The organism is Arthrobacter sp. 10T44 (genome assembly GCF_056393885.1).
Genome location: NZ_JBFTGT010000003.1, coordinates 1 through 16,348 on the forward strand (window position 1 = coordinate 1; position 16,348 = coordinate 16,348).

The following is a 16,348-nucleotide window of genomic DNA, read 5'->3' on the forward strand; positions in this document are numbered from 1 at the left end:
GCTCGCTTCGAGATGAGATTTCCATACACCTTGTGTGTGAGAGGCCCCCAGCCAGACCACTGGGTTGATAGGCCGGATGTGGAAGCGAGGACTAACGACTCGTGAAGCTGACCGGTACTAATAGGCCGATAACTTACACCACACACTCCCTTGCGTGAACGGATTCAAAAGACGTTCACACCAGCAGAGGAGTACAAAGAAACAAGACTGCTTGCGTCCACTATGTGGTTCCCAAACAACAAACCCGCCACGGGCACGTTGCTAGGAGGAACCAAAACTGAATAACAACACCACCACCGCCCCGCCACGGGCGGTAGCGGACAAGTTGTAACCACCAGATTTCCCACCCCAGGACAACCCTCACCAGGGCCCCRGGGGCGCGGACACAGGGTTACGGCGGTCATAGCGTGGGGGAAACGCCCGGTCCCATCCCGAACCCGGAAGCTAAGACCCACAGCGCCGATGGTACTGCACCCGGGAGGGTGTGGGAGAGTAGGTCACCGCCGGACATACATTAGGTCGAGAGCCTCCAACCACCAGGTTGGAGGCTCTCCCCCTTTAACCCCAAAAACGTATAGCACCCCTCCTGCACTCCCGGCGTGCACACCACCGACCCTTGTAAAGTTGATGCCTATGGATAACCTCTTCAGCCACGCCGCGGCAGCCCCGGAACCCGAGCCGGCCGAAGGGCTGGAGCCGGTGGTATGCACCGTCGTTGTCCCCGGCCCCGTGGCTCGGGCTTTCATGGGTTTCACCGAGCACACGCACCTCTGGTGGCCGCTCGAGGGCCACAGCGTCTACGGCCCGGGCTCCTATGTTGAGTTCGAGGAAAGCCTCATTCTTGAGACCGCAGACGACGGCAGGACCGCCATCTGGGGGTCCATCGACGACTGGCAGCCACCCTTGTCCTTCCACGCCACCTGGCATCCCGGGACGCAGGCCCTGTGGTCCACGGAGCTGCGGGTGGCCTTCCGGGCCGTTGAGGGCGGCACCGAGCTCCGGTTGGTGCACAGCGGCTGGGAAGGCGCGCAGGACCCCGCCGCTACGCGAGCGGACTACCAGGCGGGCTGGCCCGGCGTGCTGCAGCGGTTCGTCCGGTTTATGGGCGGCGCCGATGACTGACGGTGAGCTGCCGGTGACCCGGCCCGTGATCCGTCGGTTCGAAGCGGGGGAGTGGAAACAGTACCGCGCCCTACGGCTGGAAATGCTGGAGGATGCGCCCACGGCTTACGTGGAGACCCTCGACTCGGCCCGGGAGCAAACGGACCGGCAATGGCAGGAGCGCGCCGCGCTGATGGCGGCTTCGGGTTGCGTATCCCTCGTGGCCGGAGATGCCGCGGAGCCGGCTGATAGCCCGCATTCCGCCTCGCCGCTCCTTGCCGGCGGGGTGCCTGCCGAGGTCAAAGTGCCTGCCGGTGAAGACCTTGCCGCTGCCAGGCTGCGGGCACTGATGCGCGTTGTGCCGAAGGTCCCGCAGGATCCTGACCGTCCGCGCCAGGCAGTGCTGCTCAGCGTCTACGTGGGCCCGGAGTTGCGGGGCTCCGGCCTGGCCGACGAGATGCTGCGGCGGGCCATCGCCGGTGCCCGGGATGAGCTCGGCGCCGTGGTGCTGGAACTTGGCGTGCACGAGGCAAACGGCCGTGCCCAGGCGTTCTACTCCCGGCACGGGTTCAAGGACACCGGACGGCGGGAACCCTACCCGCTTGATCCGGACCGCTCGGAGATCATCATGGAACTTCCCTTGGACGCGCCCTGCGCACTAGAAGCACCAGAAGCTACAGAAGCGCCGGCAGAGTACAGCTAGCGCAAGGGTGCGGCGTCGGCCGGCGGGACGGCCGTGCTGGAACGGATCACAAATTTCGTCGGATGCTCGGTGTCCGCCGCCGCCGTGTCCGCGCCGCCGTCGAGCCCTGCGAGCAGACGGCGGACCGCCATCGCCCCTTGACCGCGAGGATCCTGGTCGATGGTGGTGAGGCCGAATAGTTCGCCGAGTTCGTGGCCGTCGATGCCGATGACGGACAGATCCTGGGGAACGCGCAGTCCGAAGTCGCGGGCGGCGAGGATGGTGCCGATCGCCATCTCATCCGAGGCCGCGAAGACCGCTGTGGGGCGTTCCGGGGAACTGCCGAGCAGCTGACGGGCGCTGGCGTAAGCACCCTGGATGGTGAAGTCGGCGGAGACCAGCCATTCCGGACGGATCGTCAGCCCGGCGTCGCGCATGGCCTTGGTAAAGCCGCCCTGGCGCGTGCCCGGCAGCCGGAAGTCCTTCTCATACGCCGCGTCACCGGTCATATGCGCAATCCTGCTGTGGCCAAGCTGGATCAGGTGCCGGGCGGCCGCCTCGGCGATGCCCGAGTCGTTGATCCGGATCGTCGAGGCGCCCGGCAGGGGCCCGCCAATCCCCACGATGGGGCGGTGGATGGCGAGCAGCTGCTGGATCTCGGCCTCGCTGAGCTCCAGGGAGACCGCAATGACCGCGTCCACGCGCTTGCGCAGCAGGAAGTCGTTGAGCACGCTGTGCCGGCGCTCCTCGCCCTCGCTGACGTTGTACAGCGTGAGGTCGTAGCCGGCGTCGAGCAGGGTCGCGGATACGCCCTCCACCACCGAGGAGAAGAACCAGCGGTGCACGGACGGAACCACGACGCCGACGTTGTGGTTCCGCCCGGACGCCAGGCTGGAGGCGTGGTATGACAGGACAAAGCCGAGCTCGGTTGCGGCGGCCTGGGCGCGCTCACGGCTCTGGGCCGAGACATTGCCCTTGCCGCTCAAGGCGCGCGAAACGGTGGCGATGGAGAGGCCGGCCCGTTCCGCGACGTCCTTGATGCCGGGCATTTTTAGCTCTCCGTGTCCTCGATGTAGATTTCCAGCCAAACAGTTTCACCTGAGCTTAACCGATGGGCGTCTTCACCCTGTTCCCCCGACACGGAGCTGCGCAGCAGCACCTGTCCGGCGGGCAGTTCGAGCGGCTCCTGCCCGACGTTCAGCAGCACCGCGGTGGTGCCGTTGAGGTAGGCCAGCGAGGTGTCCGTGCACCAGTTTTCAATCCAGTTGAGGGAGCCCTGGCCGAGGCTGAGCTCGCGCCGGAGCGCCAGCATCCGCCGGTACAGGGACAGGTGCGACGACGGCGACGCGGCCTGCGCGTCCCGGGCCAGCTCGGCGAAGCTCGCCGGCTGCGGCAGCCACGGATCCGCTCCGGCGCCGAAGCCCGCGTGGGGCTCGCCGGAACGCCATGGCAGCGGTACCCGGCAGCCGTCCCGGCCCAGACGCTCGCCGCCGGTCCGACCGAAGGTGGGGTCCTGGCGCTGGCTGTCCGGAATGTCGATGCCGTCGGGGAGGCCGAGTTCCTCGCCCTGGTAGAGGTACGCGCCGCCGGGCAGGCCCAGCATGAACATGGAGGCCGCCGCGGCCCGGGAGCGTCCGAGTTCCTCGTCCGGCTGCACGTCGCCGGGGCCGATGCCGTCCCCGTCGCGGGGCGCTGGTCCGTTGTAGCCGAAGCGGGTGGCGTGCCGGACGACGTCGTGGTTGGACAGCACCCAGGTGCTCGGCGCACCGACGGCGTCCAGGGCGGTCAGTGACTCCGTGATGACGTGGCGCATCCGGTGCACGTCCAGGCCGGCGTGCAGGTAAGGGAAGTTGAAGGCCTGGTGCATTTCGTCCGGGCGGACCCAGTCGGCGAGCCGGGGGAGCGGGTCCACGTTGGCTTCCGCGCAGAGGATGCGGTCGGGGCCGTATTCGGCCAGGATCCGGCGCCAGGTCCGGTAGATGTCATGCAGCGCCGGCTGGCCGAACATCGGGGCTTCGTGCCCGGGGAAGCCGTGCGAGCTGTTGCCGTCGGCGCGGCCGCCCCATTCGGGCAGGCCCGGCGCCTTGACGAGGGCGTGGGCGACGTCGACCCGGAAGCCGGAGACGCCGCGGTCCAGCCAGAAGCGCAGGACGCGTTCGAATTCGGCGTGGACGGCGTCGTTGTCCCAATTGAAGTCGGGCTGGGAGGTGTCGAAAAGGTGCAGGTACCACTGGCCGGGGGTGCCGTCCGGTTCGATGATCCGGGTCCACGCCGGTCCGCCGAAGTGCGACTGCCAGTTGTTCGGGGGCTGCTCGCCGGAATCACCGCGGCCGTCCCGGAAGATGAACATGTCCCGCTCCGGGCTGCCTGCGGGGGCTGCCAGCGCCGCCTGGAAGGCGGAGTGCTGGTCCGAGCAGTGGTTGGGCACGAGATCCACGATCAGCCGCAGCCCGAGGCGCGTGGCCTCGGCCATCATGGCGTCGAAATCCGCCAGGGTGCCGAACAGGGGATCGACGTCGCAATAGTCGCTGACGTCGTAGCCGGCGTCGCGCTGCGGGGAGCGGTAGAACGGCGAGAGCCAGACCGCGTCGATCTCCAGCTCGGCGAGCTGCGGGAGTTCGGCGGTGATGCCGGCCAGATCGCCGACGCCGTCGCCGTTCAGGTCCCGGAACGAGCGCGGGTACACCTGGTAGATCACGGCGGAGCGCCACCAGCCGGGGGTGTCATCTGCAGCGTGCACCAGGGTCAGCGGGCCGGCCAGTGCGGCGGGGGCTGTGAGTACTGAATCAACGGACATGCCGGTAATCGTAAGTCCCCGACGTCGAAATTGAAAACGCTTCCAGTCGATAAATCTTTTGAGTCTGCTCGGGGAGCCTGGGGTGGATCCGCGGCATGGGCCCGTATGTTCCGCGCCACTAGGCCTTCTAGAGGTGTCTGGCAGTCTCCCAGCGTGGTCGCCGCCCCGCGACACGCCACGCTAGAATGACTTTCCAAAGCGTCCATCACCGTGTAGCTTGGAAGCGCTTGCAGCTGTGAGCCACATCACCGACGATGCCACCGGGCCCAGGAGACTTCCGAAGAGCCCTACGCGTGGATGCAGGATTTTATGAAAGGGACACCAATGAAGGTGCAGAACACCCTCACAACCGGAACCAGCCGCCGGGTATTCACGGCCGGTGCGATCTCCGTTGTTGCAGCGCTGGCGCTCAGCGCCTGCGGCGGCGCAGCAGCCTCCGGTCCGGCCACGGCCACGGCCACGGCCTCCGCCTCCGCCTCCGCGAAGCCGGACCTCAAGTCCGGCGGCGCCGGCACGATCACCATGTGGGTCGACGCCGAGCGTTCACCCGCTCTGAAGGACATCACCGCGAAGTTCAAGGCTGACACCGGAATCGACGTGAAGCTCGTCGTCAAGGACTTCGCAGCTGTGCGCGACGACTTCATCACCCAGGTCCCGACGGGCAAGGGCCCGGACCTCATCGTCGGCCCGCACGACTGGGTAGGCAAGTTCGTCCAGAACGGCGTGATCGCACCCGTCGAGCTTGGCGACAAGAAGGACGCCTTCCAGGAGTCCTCGATCAAGGCCATGTCCTTCAACGGCTCGGTCTACGGTGTTCCCTACGCGATCGAAAACATCGCACTGCTGCGCAACACGGCCATCGTGCCCGACGCGGCCAAGACCATGGACGAGGTCATTGCCAACGGCAAGAAGGCAGTCGCAGACGGCAAGGCCAAGTTCCCGTTCCTCGTCGGCATGGACCCGAAGCAGGGCGACCCGTACCACCTGTACCCGCTGCAGGCCTCCATGGGCTCGCAGGTCTTCGGCAAGGCTGCCGACGGCGGCTACGACCCGAAGCAGCTCCTGATCGGAGACGCTGCCGGCGTCGAGTTCGCCAAGAAGCTCACCGCCTGGGGCGACAAGGGCGAAAAGATCATCAACTCCAACATCACCGGTGACATCGCCAAGGAGAAGTTCCTCGCCGGCGAGTCTCCGTACTACCTGACCGGCCCGTGGAACCTCCCGGACGTACAGAAGAAGGGCATCAAGTTCGCCGTTGACGAGCTGCCGACCGCCGGCGACCAGCCGGCCCAGCCGTTCATCGGCGTCAACGGCTTCTTCATCAGCGCCAAGAGCGCCAACGCCCTGGCCACCAATGAGTTCGTCACCAACTACCTGACCTCCGAGGCAGCCCAGGACTCCATGTACAAGGCCGGCGGCCGCCCGCCGGCACTGAAGGCCTCCTTCGACAAGGCAGCCAGCGACCCGGTTGTTGCCGCCTTCGGCAAGATCGGCGCCACCGGCGTCCCCATGCCGGCTATCCCGGAAATGAGTGCTGTCTGGGCTGACTGGGGAGCCACCGAGCTCGCCCTGATCAAGGGCCAGGGCGACCCGGCTGCTGACTGGGCCAAGATGGCAGCCAGCATCAAGAGCAAAATCAAGGGTTAGTCCCCGCGCCGGTTCCTGACGCTTCCACGCGCCGGGAACCGGCAGCACCGGGCCGGGCGGCCACCAGGCTGCCCGGCCCGTTCCTGCATCACCCCAGCTTCTCCCAAGGACTGTAGACAGCCATGTCAGAAACCGAACTCCGCGAGGACACCGAGCCCGCAGCGTCGTCCGCCCCGGACCCCGCCACCACAACCTCCGGCCGGCAGGCCAGAACCCCCCGCCAACGCCGGACCGGCCCCGAGGGGGTGAAGGGCACCATCGCCAAGATCGTGCTGCTGGGCCTTGTCGATGCCCTCGCTGTCTACGTCCTGATCATGCTCTTCCTGAGCCAGTCCTGGCTGGCCCTGGGAGTCTCCGCCGCCGTCGTAGTGGTGATCAACTGGATCTACCTGCGCAAGGGCGGCCTGCCCGCCAAGTACCTGGCCCCGGGCGTGCTCTTCCTGCTGGTTTTCCAGGTCTTCGTGGTCATGTTCAGCGGCTACATCGCCTTCACCAACTACGGCGACGGCCACAACAGCACCAAGGATGACGCGATCGCCGCCATCCAGCTCACCGCACAGAAGCGGGTGCCCGACTCCCCGGCCTACAAGACAGCCGTGCTGGCCAAGGACAACTCCTTCTACCTGCTCTTCACGGACCCGCAGGGCAAGGTCTCGCTCGGCAGCACCGAGACGCCGCTCAAGGAGGTCTCCGGGGCCGTCAAGGACTCCACCGGCAAGGCCAAGACGCTGGACGGCTACCAAACCCTGAACTTCCAGGAAATCGTGGCCAACCAGCAAAGCATCCTGGACATCACCGTGCCGGTCTCCGTGAACCCGGCCGACGGCACGCTGCGCACCGCGGACGGCAGCAACGCCTACCAGTTCAAGCCGGCGCTGAAGTACGACGCGGCCGCTGACACCTTCACCGACACCACCACGGGTGCGGTCTACCGCGACAACGGCAAGGGCGCCTTCGCCGCGGACAACGGTGAGACACTGTCCACCGGCTGGAAGATCGACGTCGGGATGGAGAACTTCGCCCGAGCCTTCACCGATCCGAGCCTGCGCGGACCCCTGCTGGGCGTCATCCTTTGGACCTTCACCTTCGCCGTGGCCTCCGTCGCGCTGACCTTCGCCATGGGCCTGTTCCTGGCCATCACCTTCAACCGCGAAGACCTCAAGGGCAAGAAGGTGTACCGGATCCTGATGATCCTGCCGTACGCTTTCCCCGCGTTCCTCACCGGCCTGGTCTGGTCCGGCATCCTCAACCCGGAGTTCGGCTGGCTCAACCAGACCCTGCTTGGCGGGGCCTCGATCGGCTGGCTTACGGATCCGGTCCTGGCCAAGATCAGCGTCCTGGTGGTCAACCTCTGGCTCGGCTTCCCCTACATGTTCCTGGTCTGCACCGGCGCCCTGCAGTCGCTGCCTAACGAACTGGACGAGGCCGCCCGGATGGACGGCGCCGGCCCGTGGCGCGTGTTCCGCTCCATCAAGCTGCCGCTGCTGCTGGTCTCGATCGCCCCGCTGCTGATCTCCTCCTTCGCCTTCAATTTCAACAACTTCAACGTGATCTTCATGCTCACCGGCGGCGGACCCCGGTTCGCCGACACCGACCGGGACATCGGAGCCACCGACATCCTGATCACCCTCGTCTACAAGGTTGCCTTCGGGCAGGGCACCGGCCGTGACTACGGCCTGGCCAGCGCCCTCGCCATCATCATCTTCATCATCGTGGCCACCGTTTCGGCCATCAGTTTCAAGCAGACCAAGGCACTCGAGGACGTGAACTCATGAACGGGTCAGCACCGCGCACCGCGGCTCCGGCGCACCAGGCCGAGCAGGGCATCACCACCGGCACCACCGACGTCGAATACCTCAAGTCGCTGCAGCGCCGGCGCCCCTTCGGCGTCTGGTTCAAGGACAAGGGCTGGCGCCACCTGGTGGGCGTCATCGTGACGATCTTCGCCGTCTTCCCGCTGCTCTACGTGCTCTCGGCGGCACTGAACTCCACCGGCACCCTGGTGGGTTCCAACGCGCTGTTCAGCAAGATCGACTTCGGGAACTTCACCGCCCTGTTCGACATGCCCTCGCGGCCCTTTGCGCAGTGGTTCCTGAACACCATGGTGGTGGGCGGCGTGACCTCCGCGGCCACGGTGTTCCTCGGGGCGATGGCCGCGTATGCCTTCTCCCGGATGCGCTTCACGGGCCGCCGGGTGGGCCTGCTGAGCCTGCTCCTGCTGCAGATGTTCCCGCAGCTGCTGGCCGTCGTCGCCATCTTCCTGCTGCTCAGCGGCATCTCCGAGGTCATCCCCGTCCTGGGCCTGGGCAGCCAGCTGGGCCTGATCATGGTCTACCTGGGCGGCGCCCTGGGCGTGAACACCTACCTGATGTACGGCTTCTTCAACACCGTGCCGCAGTCCCTGGACGAGGCCGCCAAGATTGACGGTGCGAGCCACAGCCAGATCTTCTTCGGCATTATCATGCGCCTGGTCACGCCGATCCTGGCCGTCGTGGGGCTGCTGTCCTTCATCGGCATCTCCGGCGAATTCGTGATCGCGTCCGTGGTGCTCACGGACCCGGACAGCCAGACGCTCGCCGTCGGGCTCTACTCCTTCGTGGCGCAGCAGCGCTCCGAGAACTGGGGTGTCTTTGCCGCCGGCGCGGTCATCAGCGCCATCCCGGTGATGGCCCTGTTCCTGTTCCTGCAGCGCTACATCGTCAGCGGGCTCACGCAGGGCTCGGTGAAGGGCTAGGCATGTCCGGCGCTGGCATGGCCGGGCTGCTGCCGCACCACGACGGGTCCGGCCTGCACGCACCGCAAACGGTGGAGGCCGGAGCCGCGGCCCGGCTCCGGATCCGCATCCCGGACGCGTGGGGCCGGGCCAGCCGGGTCTGGCTCCGCTCCGTGCACGACGGCGAACCCCGGTACACGGGCTGCGTGAACATCGGCGAGGCCGACGGCTGGGTGTGGTGGGAAGCTGACATGGCGGTCACCAACCCGGTGGCCCGCTACCGGTTCCTGATCGAGGCCGACGCGCGGTACTGGACCCTCAACGCGCAGGGCCTGTTCAGCAGGGACGTCTCCGACTACGCGGACTTCCGGCTGACTACGTTCCCGGCCGGCCCGCCGTGGCTGCGCCAAGGCACCATGTACCAGGTCTTCCCGGACCGTTTCGCGCGCTCGGCCCGGGCAGCGGCGCACCCGGTCCCGGACTGGGCCGTGCCCAGCGACTGGGACGGCACCGAAGTGCAAGGCTCGTCCGCCGAGACACCCTTCCAGTTCTACGGCGGCGACCTGCACGGTGTCACGGAACACCTGGACCACATCCAGGGGCTCGGGGCGGACATCATTTACCTGACGCCGTTCTTTCCCGCGCGGTCCAACCACCGCTATGACGCCTCGACCTTTTCCATGGTGGACCCGCTGCTGGGCGGCGACGCGGCCCTGGTCGAACTCGTGGAAGCGGCCCACGCCCGCGGCCTGAAAGTGTTGGGGGACCTCACCGCCAACCACTCCGGCGACGCGCACGAATGGTTCCAGCGCGCCCTGGCGGCACCGGACTCCGAGGAAGCCGGCTACTACTACTTCAACGAGGACCACAGCTCCTACGAGGCTTGGTACGGCGTGCCGTCGCTGCCCAAGCTGAACTGGTCCTCGGCCGGCCTGCGGGACAAGTTCGTCTTGGACGACGAATCCCCGGTGGCCCGCTGGCTCCGCCCGCCGTTCAGCCTGGACGGCTGGCGGATCGACGTCGGCAACATGACCGGACGGCTCGGGGAGACCGACCTCAATCAGGAAGTGGCCCGGCTGATCGCGGAGCGGGTCCGCGGAATCAACCCGGACGCGGCGCTGCTGGCGGAGGCGACCAACGACGCCGCTCCGGATTTCAGCGGCGAACATTGGCACGGCGCCATGACGTACTCCAATTTCACCCGCCCGCTGTGGGCCTGGCTCTCCGGCGACGCGGAGCACGTCAACTTCTTCGGCACGCCGCTGCCCGGGCCCAACCGGATCGGGGCTGAGGATTTCCTCGCCACGCACCAGGACCTGGCCGCCGCCTTCAGCTGGGACGTCCGGCAGCAGAACATGAATGCCCTGAACAGCCACGACACCGCCCGGGCCGCCACGGTCATGATCGACGGCGGCCAGCAGCTGGGCGCTGTGCTGATGTTCACCCTGCCCGGCGTGCCGGTGGTGTTTGCCGGGGACGAGTTCGGGCTCAAGGGCGACAACGGGGAGTTTTCCCGCACGCCCATGCCCTGGACGGACCCCGCGCGGATCCTGGCCGACCTCCGTGGCACGTATGCCGCGCTTACCGCGCTGCGCCGGGAACAGCCCGCCCTCACCGGCGGCGGACTCCGCTGGCTGCACGCGCAGGGGGACGCGCTGGCCTTTGTGCGGGAAACCGCGGACAGCACGGTGCTGGTGGTCGTGGCCAGGACCGCCGCAGACGTCGAACTCGCCACTGGCCTGCTCTCCGCCGGGCAGCTCGCCGCGCTGGCGCAACCGCATGTCTTTGCTGCCGGCGACATCGTGGCGGAGCCGGGGGCCGCAGGCGCACTCTTCCGCAGTGGCGGCCCAGCGGCCGCCCTCTGGGTGCTGCCGGGCGTGGTGCTGCCGGCACCCTAGACTGAAGGCCGAGACTGACGGCCGGATTCGACGGAGAACTGGAGAGCGCATGCGCGGCATTGTTGAGGAGTTGACGTCCGCCCTGGGCGGGGCGAAGGTCACCGTGGATGAGGCGGCCCTGGCGGCGTACGCCGTGGACCAGGCGCCTGTACTGGACTACCAGCTCCCGCAGGCCGTGGTCCTGGCCGAATCGGTGGCGGACGTCCAGGCCGCCGTCCGTGCCTGTGCCGCCCACCGGATTCCACTGGTGCCCCGCGGCGCGGGCACCGGGGTCTCCGGGGGCGCCCACGCCAGCGAAGGCTGCGTGGTCCTCAGCCTGGAACGGATGAACCGCATCCTGGACCTCAACCCGGACGACGAGACCGCCGTCGTCGAACCCGGCGTCATCAACGCCGCACTGAACGACGCCGCTGCGATGCACGGTCTGATGTACGCGCCGGACCCGGCCAGCTACCGGATCTCCACCATCGGCGGGAACGTCGCCACGAACGCCGGCGGCCTGCGCTGCGCGAAGTACGGGGTGACGCGGGACTCCGTGCTGGCGCTCGACGTCGTGCTGGCGGACGGCACGCTGATCCATACCGGGCACCAGACCTTCAAAGGTGTGGCCGGCTACGACCTCACGGGCTTGTTCGTGGGCTCCGAGGGCACCCTCGGGATCGTCGTCGGGATCACGGTGCGGCTGAAGTACCTGCCGCGGGAAGTCCACACCATCGCCGCGTTCTATCCCGACTTCCGCAGCGCCGCGGCGGGCGTCCTCGCGGTGGGCAAGGCGCGCGTGCAGCCGGCCATCATGGAACTGCTCGACGGCGGCTCGCTCGCCCAGCTCGACGACGCCCACGGCTCGGACCTGGCCTCGCGGGGCGCCTCGCTGCTGCTGATCCAGACCGACGGTTTCGGCGCCGCCGCGGAGGCCGCCGCGATCCGGCCGCTGCTGGCCGCCGGCGGAGCGGTGGTGACCATGGAAGCCAGTGCCGAGGCCGAACAGCTGGTGGAGCTCCGCCGCAACAGCCGCGGCGTCGAGGTCGACGACGAATACCGGGTGGGCGAGGACGTCGCCGTGCCGCGGTCCCGGCTGGTGGACTACGTTGCGGAGCTGGAGGCGATGGCCGTGCGGCACCAGGTCAAGCTCAAGGTGGTGGCCCACGCCGGTGACGGCAACCTGCACCCCACCTTCTGGGTGGACCGGGCCGGCGATGCGGTGGACGCCGCGGCCATGGAACGGCTGGGAGCGGCCCTGGACAACTCGGTCACCGTGGCCCTCGCGATGGGCGGCACCATCACGGGGGAGCACGGCGTCGGCCAGTACAAGCTGCGCTGGCTGGGCCTGGAGCAGAAGGAACCGGTGCGCGAACTGCAGCGCCGGATCAAGGAGCTCTTCGACCCGGCCGGGATCCTTAACCCCGGCAAGGCGATTTAGCCCGGCTGTGCCGGAACCGGTTCCACCCAACTAGCTCGCAATAGTTGTCGTTTTGAACTCTCAAAGCGACAACTAATGCGAGCTAGTTGGGCCGGGAAGCGGGTGTTCAGTCGTCGGAGTCCGGGTATTCGTCGATCGCCTCGTCGTCGCCGTACCGGGACTCCTCGGTTTCGACTTCCAGGATCTTGAGCAGTTCGGTGTCCGGGTTCAGCATGATCGCGGCCTCGTCCCGGCGGTGCCGGAGCTCGGAATCGATGTAGGACTGCACAGCCTCGGCCAGCGGAATGTGCCGGTTCTCCTTCTCGGACATGTACCAGCGGTGCTCAAGGATCTCGTGCACGGCCTCCGCCGGTTCGAGCTTCCCGGAGAGGTCGCGCGGGATCGAGCGGACGATCGGCTCGAAGATCTGGCTTACCCACAGGTGCGCGCTGTATTCCTCGTCCATGCCGGGGTTGTTGTCCGCCCGGAAGGAGTCCATGTCGTTCAGCAGCCGCCGGGCCTGGTTTTCCTGCGCATCGAGGCCGGTCAGGCGCAGCAGCCGGCGCTGATGGTGCCCCGCGTCCACCACCTTGGGCTGAAGCTGGATCGTGGAGCCGTTCTGCGTGGTCTTGATGGCGTATTCCTCGACGTCGAAGCCCAGTTCGTTGAGCCGGCGGATGCGTGCGGCCACCCGCCAGCGCTCACCGATTTCGAAGGATTCCTTTTCCGTCAGCTCGGTCCAGAGCCGCCGGTAGCTCTCCATGATGAGCTCGCTGGTGGCGACCGGATCGACCTTTTCCTCGATCAGGCCGCCGTCGAGCAGGTCCATCAGTTCTCCGGCGATGTTGACCCGGGCGATTTCCAGGTCGTACTCGCGCTGTCCGGTGGACAGGTCCGGGTACAGCTCGCCGGTTTCGGCGTCCACGAGGTAGGCCGCGAAGGCGCCGGCGTCGCGGCGGAAGAGCGTGTTGGAGAGCGAGACGTCGCCCCAGTAGAAGCCGATCAGGTGCAGCCGGACCAGCAGCAGGGCCTGGGCGTCGATCAGGCGGGTCAGGGTGTCTTTGCGCAGCATCTGCGAGAACAGCGCGCGGTACGGCATGGAGAACTTCAGGTGCCGGGTGACCAGCACGGGATTCAGCGGCCGGCCCTCCGGGGTGGTGCGGCCGGTGATGACAGCGACCGGCTCCACGCAGGGGACATCCAGCCGGGCGAGCTTGCGGAGCATGTGGTACTCATGCCGGGCGATGTGCTCCGAGGTTTCCTTGATGGCGATCACCGAGCCGCCCAGGTGGGCGAACCGCACGATGTGCCGGGAGATGCCGCGGGGGAGGGCAGCGAGGTATTCCGCCGGCCAGTCCTCCAGGGCGATGTGCCAGGGCAGGTCCAGCAGTTCGGGCTCCGTGGCCGCGGCGGTGATGCTCAGCGAACTGGAGACGGCCTTGTCGTTGGCGCTGGCGGCCTCGTACCGGGGCAGCTTGCCGATCTGGCCGTAGTCAGTGGGTTCGTCGTGCCACTGGGCACCGTTGTCCTCGGTCATGCGGTTTTCCTCGGTCATAACGCAATTCTCCCGTACGAGGGCGGGCCTCGCCTAAAATCTGCCGGTTAACGGCCGACGGCGGCCCTCCCGGAGGAGGACCGCCGTCGGATGCTGACGTGGGCCCACGCCGGCAGGGATCCCTAACCGAAGCGAAGCGAGGTTAGGGGGCCGGTGGGTGGGCCCACGCCGGCAGGGATCCCTAACCGAAGCGAAGCGAGGTTAGGGGGCCGGTGGGTGGGCCCACGCCGGCAGGGATCCCTAACCGAAGCGAAGCGAGGTTAGGGGGCCGGTGGGGACTAGTCGCCCAGGCGCAGGCCGGTCTTGGTGTCGAACAGGTGCACGTGGCCCGACTGCGGGCGGACCCAGACGGTCTCGCCCTTCATCGGGGGACGGCGGCCGTCGACGCGGGCCACGATGTCGTGGTCCTTGCCGTCCAGCGTGGTGTGGCCGTAGACGTAGGCGTCGGCGCCGAGTTCTTCGACGACGTCGACCTCGACCTGGAGGCCCTCGCCCTGTGGCGCGGTCTCGAGGTCTTCCGGACGGGTGCCCAGCGTGACGGTGGAGCCGGAAGCGTCCTCAAGGACATCGCGCGGGACCGGGTAAACGGTGCCCCCGAACTGCACGCCGCCGTCGACAACGGGGAGTTCGAGCAGGTTCATGGCGGGGGAGCCGATGAAGCCGGCGACAAAGACGTTCTTCGGCTTGTCGTAGAGGTTGCGCGGGGTGTCCACCTGCATCAGCAGGCCGTCCTTGAGCACAGCGACGCGGTCGCCCATGGTCATGGCCTCGACCTGGTCGTGGGTGACGTAGACGGTGGTGACGCCGAGGCGGCGGGTCAGCGACGCGATCTGCGTGCGGGTCTGCACGCGGAGCTTGGCATCCAGGTTGGACAGCGGCTCGTCCATCAGGAACACCTGCGGGTTACGCACAATTGCGCGGCCCATGGCGACACGCTGGCGCTGGCCGCCGGAGAGGGCCTTCGGCTTGCGGTCCAGGTACGGCTCGAGGTCCAGGAGCTTGGCGGCTTCACGGACACGCTCGGCGCGTTCTTCCTTGCTGACGCCGGCAATCTTCAGCGCGAAGCCCATGTTGTCCGCGACCGTCATGTGCGGGTACAGGGCGTAGTTCTGGAAGACCATGGCGATGTCGCGGTCCTTCGGCGGGACGTCCGTGACGTCGCGGTCACCGATCAGGATCCGGCCGGAGTTCACGTCCTCAAGGCCTGCGAGCATGCGCAGCGAGGTGGACTTTCCGCAGCCGGAGGGTCCAACGAGGACCAGGAACTCGCCATCGGCGATTTCAATGTTGATCTTGTCAACAGCGGGCTTCTCTGTGCCCGGGTACAGACGCGTAGCGTTATCAAAAGTAACTGTAGCCACAGTTATCAATCCCTTCACCGGCAGGTACGTGCCGGACGATCCGTAGTGAATGGTTCTTCATATTCAGTTGTGGCATCCGGAGGTGGATGCGCATGCTCCCCGGCCAAGGCCGAGGAGCATCCAATGACGCCGCACGGTAGTTGTGCGCCACATCACATACAGAGTATGTCAGATTTTTGGCTTTTGGGCTAAAAAGTTACGGATGTCACAGGTGAGGTTGCCCACTCAGGCTCTCCGGGCGGTCTGTATGCTGTGCCCATGACGGCCTTGCAGATCTATGTCAGCTTCCCCGGCACGGCGCGGGAGGCGCTTGGCTTCTACGCGGACGTTTTCGGCGGGGGCTTGTCCCTGTTTACGTATCAGGAGTTCAACCGCACCGACGGCCCGCCGGATGCCATCGCGCACGGGCAGCTTAACGGCCCTGTAGCCCTGGCGGGATCGGATGTGGCGGCGGGCCAGCAGGGTGTCCGGTGCGAAGGCCTGATGCTCTCACTCCTGGGGACCGCCGCGCCGGCCGTCCTGCACGAGTGGTTCGACAAGCTCTCGGCCGGCGGCCGGGTGGTGGACCCCCTGGGCCCGAAGCCGTGGGGCGCCTCAGACGGCCAGGTCGTCGACCGCCACGGACTTCACTGGCTGATTGGTTACGAACCGGAGTCCGCATCCAGCTAATGGGCGTTGAGGCCTTGATCGTCAGCTAACTTGATCGTCAGCTAATGGGAGTCAGTTTGGTTCGGTTCCGACTCTTTTCGCGGGCGGGCTTTGCGCGTGGGGTCCACCGTGCCATCGGTCCCGTAGTTGCCCTCGGAATACCGTCCGACTTCCGAGTCCGCGGTGCGCGCCGGCGCAGATCCGGCCCCGCCGTAGTCCGCCCTGACGTAGCGTCCCGATTCCCGGGCCTTGTCGCCTAGCGGTTCGGGCAGTCCACCTTCGGATCCCGCCGCGCCGTAGTTGCCTTCAATGTACTGGCCTTCCTCGTCGTCCGCGTGCCGGCCGGACTGTGCGCCGGACTTGCCGAAGTCGCCTTCGACGTACCGGCCCCGGAGGTCTTTTTCCTCGGGGTTCGTGCCGGAACCGGCTGCATCCGAGGTGTTTTCCTTGCCGCTGTTCTTGGTCATGATCGTTCCTTCCCGAAACGAAATCTGCGTCTTGTGCGGCGCAATTTAAGTCTAGCGAGGGCAGGCGGTCATCAACAGGA

13 protein-coding genes and 2 rRNA genes are annotated in these 16,348 nt (G+C 67.1%); 10 read left to right on the plus strand and 5 right to left on the minus strand.

Going from position 1 to position 16,348, the window contains the following annotated elements; genetic code table 11:
• From AC1DBL_RS06535 to AC1DBL_RS06550, 4 genes are all read left to right on the plus strand, one after another.
• A 23S ribosomal RNA gene (locus AC1DBL_RS06535) occupies window positions 1-142 on the plus strand; the annotation flags it as partial.
• Window positions 143-392: 250 nt separating this feature from the next.
• Window positions 393-509, plus strand: a 5S ribosomal RNA gene (rrf, locus tag AC1DBL_RS06540).
• A gap of 124 nt (window positions 510-633) precedes the next feature.
• Window positions 634-1,122, plus strand: coding sequence for an SRPBCC domain-containing protein (locus AC1DBL_RS06545; protein WP_476893189.1), 489 nt, complete (start codon window positions 634-636; stop codon window positions 1,120-1,122).
• Complete coding sequence (locus AC1DBL_RS06550; RefSeq protein ID WP_476925726.1) at window positions 1,115-1,804, plus strand: GNAT family N-acetyltransferase; 690 nt, start codon at window positions 1,115-1,117, stop codon at window positions 1,802-1,804. Before AC1DBL_RS06545 ends, AC1DBL_RS06550 begins: the two co-directional genes overlap by 8 nt.
• On the opposite strand, the gene AC1DBL_RS06555 is transcribed toward AC1DBL_RS06550, so the two are convergent.
• Window positions 1,801-2,832, minus strand: coding sequence for a LacI family DNA-binding transcriptional regulator (locus AC1DBL_RS06555; RefSeq protein ID WP_476925727.1), 1,032 nt, complete (start codon window positions 2,830-2,832; stop codon window positions 1,801-1,803). The genes AC1DBL_RS06550 and AC1DBL_RS06555 overlap by 4 nt on opposite strands.
• Before the next feature lie 2 nt (window positions 2,833-2,834).
• Window positions 2,835-4,580 (minus strand): glycoside hydrolase family 13 protein, encoded by a 1,746-nt coding sequence (locus AC1DBL_RS06560; RefSeq protein ID WP_476925728.1) that lies wholly within the window; start codon window positions 4,578-4,580, stop codon window positions 2,835-2,837.
• A 324-nt stretch (window positions 4,581-4,904) separates the two neighbouring features.
• On the opposite strand from AC1DBL_RS06560, the gene AC1DBL_RS06565 reads away from it, so the two are divergent.
• The 5 genes from AC1DBL_RS06565 to AC1DBL_RS06585 all read left to right on the plus strand — a co-directional run bounded on the left by AC1DBL_RS06565 (window position 4,905) and on the right by AC1DBL_RS06585 (window position 12,258).
• Window positions 4,905-6,227 carry a sugar ABC transporter substrate-binding protein gene (locus tag AC1DBL_RS06565; protein ID WP_476925729.1) on the plus strand — a complete coding sequence of 441 codons (1,323 nt, stop codon included), beginning with the start codon at window positions 4,905-4,907 and terminating at the stop codon, window positions 6,225-6,227.
• 122 nt (window positions 6,228-6,349) lie between these two features.
• A complete protein-coding gene (locus AC1DBL_RS06570; protein ID WP_476925730.1) occupies window positions 6,350-8,002 on the plus strand; it encodes an ABC transporter permease subunit in 1,653 nt (550 codons plus the stop codon).
• The gene (locus tag AC1DBL_RS06575) at window positions 7,999-8,961 is read left to right on the plus strand and encodes a sugar ABC transporter permease (protein WP_476925731.1); all 963 of its coding nucleotides are present in this window, start codon (window positions 7,999-8,001) and stop codon (window positions 8,959-8,961) included. The genes AC1DBL_RS06570 and AC1DBL_RS06575 overlap by 4 nt, the downstream gene beginning before the upstream one ends.
• Before the next feature lie 2 nt (window positions 8,962-8,963).
• Entirely contained in the window at window positions 8,964-10,838 is a 1,875-nt protein-coding gene (locus AC1DBL_RS06580; RefSeq protein WP_476925732.1) for a glycoside hydrolase family 13 protein, read from the plus strand.
• Window positions 10,839-10,887: 49 nt separating this feature from the next.
• Window positions 10,888-12,258: an FAD-binding oxidoreductase gene (locus AC1DBL_RS06585; protein WP_476925733.1), complete on the plus strand. Its 1,371-nt coding sequence runs from the start codon at window positions 10,888-10,890 to the stop codon at window positions 12,256-12,258.
• Between the two features lie 106 nt (window positions 12,259-12,364).
• On the opposite strand, the gene AC1DBL_RS06590 is transcribed toward AC1DBL_RS06585, so the two are convergent.
• Window positions 12,365-13,774: a DUF4032 domain-containing protein gene (locus AC1DBL_RS06590; protein WP_441418391.1), complete on the minus strand. Its 1,410-nt coding sequence runs from the start codon at window positions 13,772-13,774 to the stop codon at window positions 12,365-12,367.
• A 296-nt stretch (window positions 13,775-14,070) separates the two neighbouring features.
• Window positions 14,071-15,153: an ABC transporter ATP-binding protein gene (locus AC1DBL_RS06595; RefSeq protein WP_476925734.1), complete on the minus strand. Its 1,083-nt coding sequence runs from the start codon at window positions 15,151-15,153 to the stop codon at window positions 14,071-14,073.
• A 258-nt stretch (window positions 15,154-15,411) separates the two neighbouring features.
• Between AC1DBL_RS06595 and AC1DBL_RS06600 the strand changes: the two genes are divergently transcribed.
• The gene (locus tag AC1DBL_RS06600; RefSeq protein WP_441418193.1) at window positions 15,412-15,822 is read left to right on the plus strand and encodes a VOC family protein; all 411 of its coding nucleotides are present in this window, start codon (window positions 15,412-15,414) and stop codon (window positions 15,820-15,822) included.
• 41 nt (window positions 15,823-15,863) lie between these two features.
• Here AC1DBL_RS06600 and AC1DBL_RS06605 read toward each other — a convergent pair whose 3' ends face one another.
• Window positions 15,864-16,268, minus strand: coding sequence for a hypothetical protein (locus tag AC1DBL_RS06605; protein WP_476893179.1), 405 nt, complete (start codon window positions 16,266-16,268; stop codon window positions 15,864-15,866).
• Window positions 16,269-16,348 lie beyond the last annotated feature (80 nt).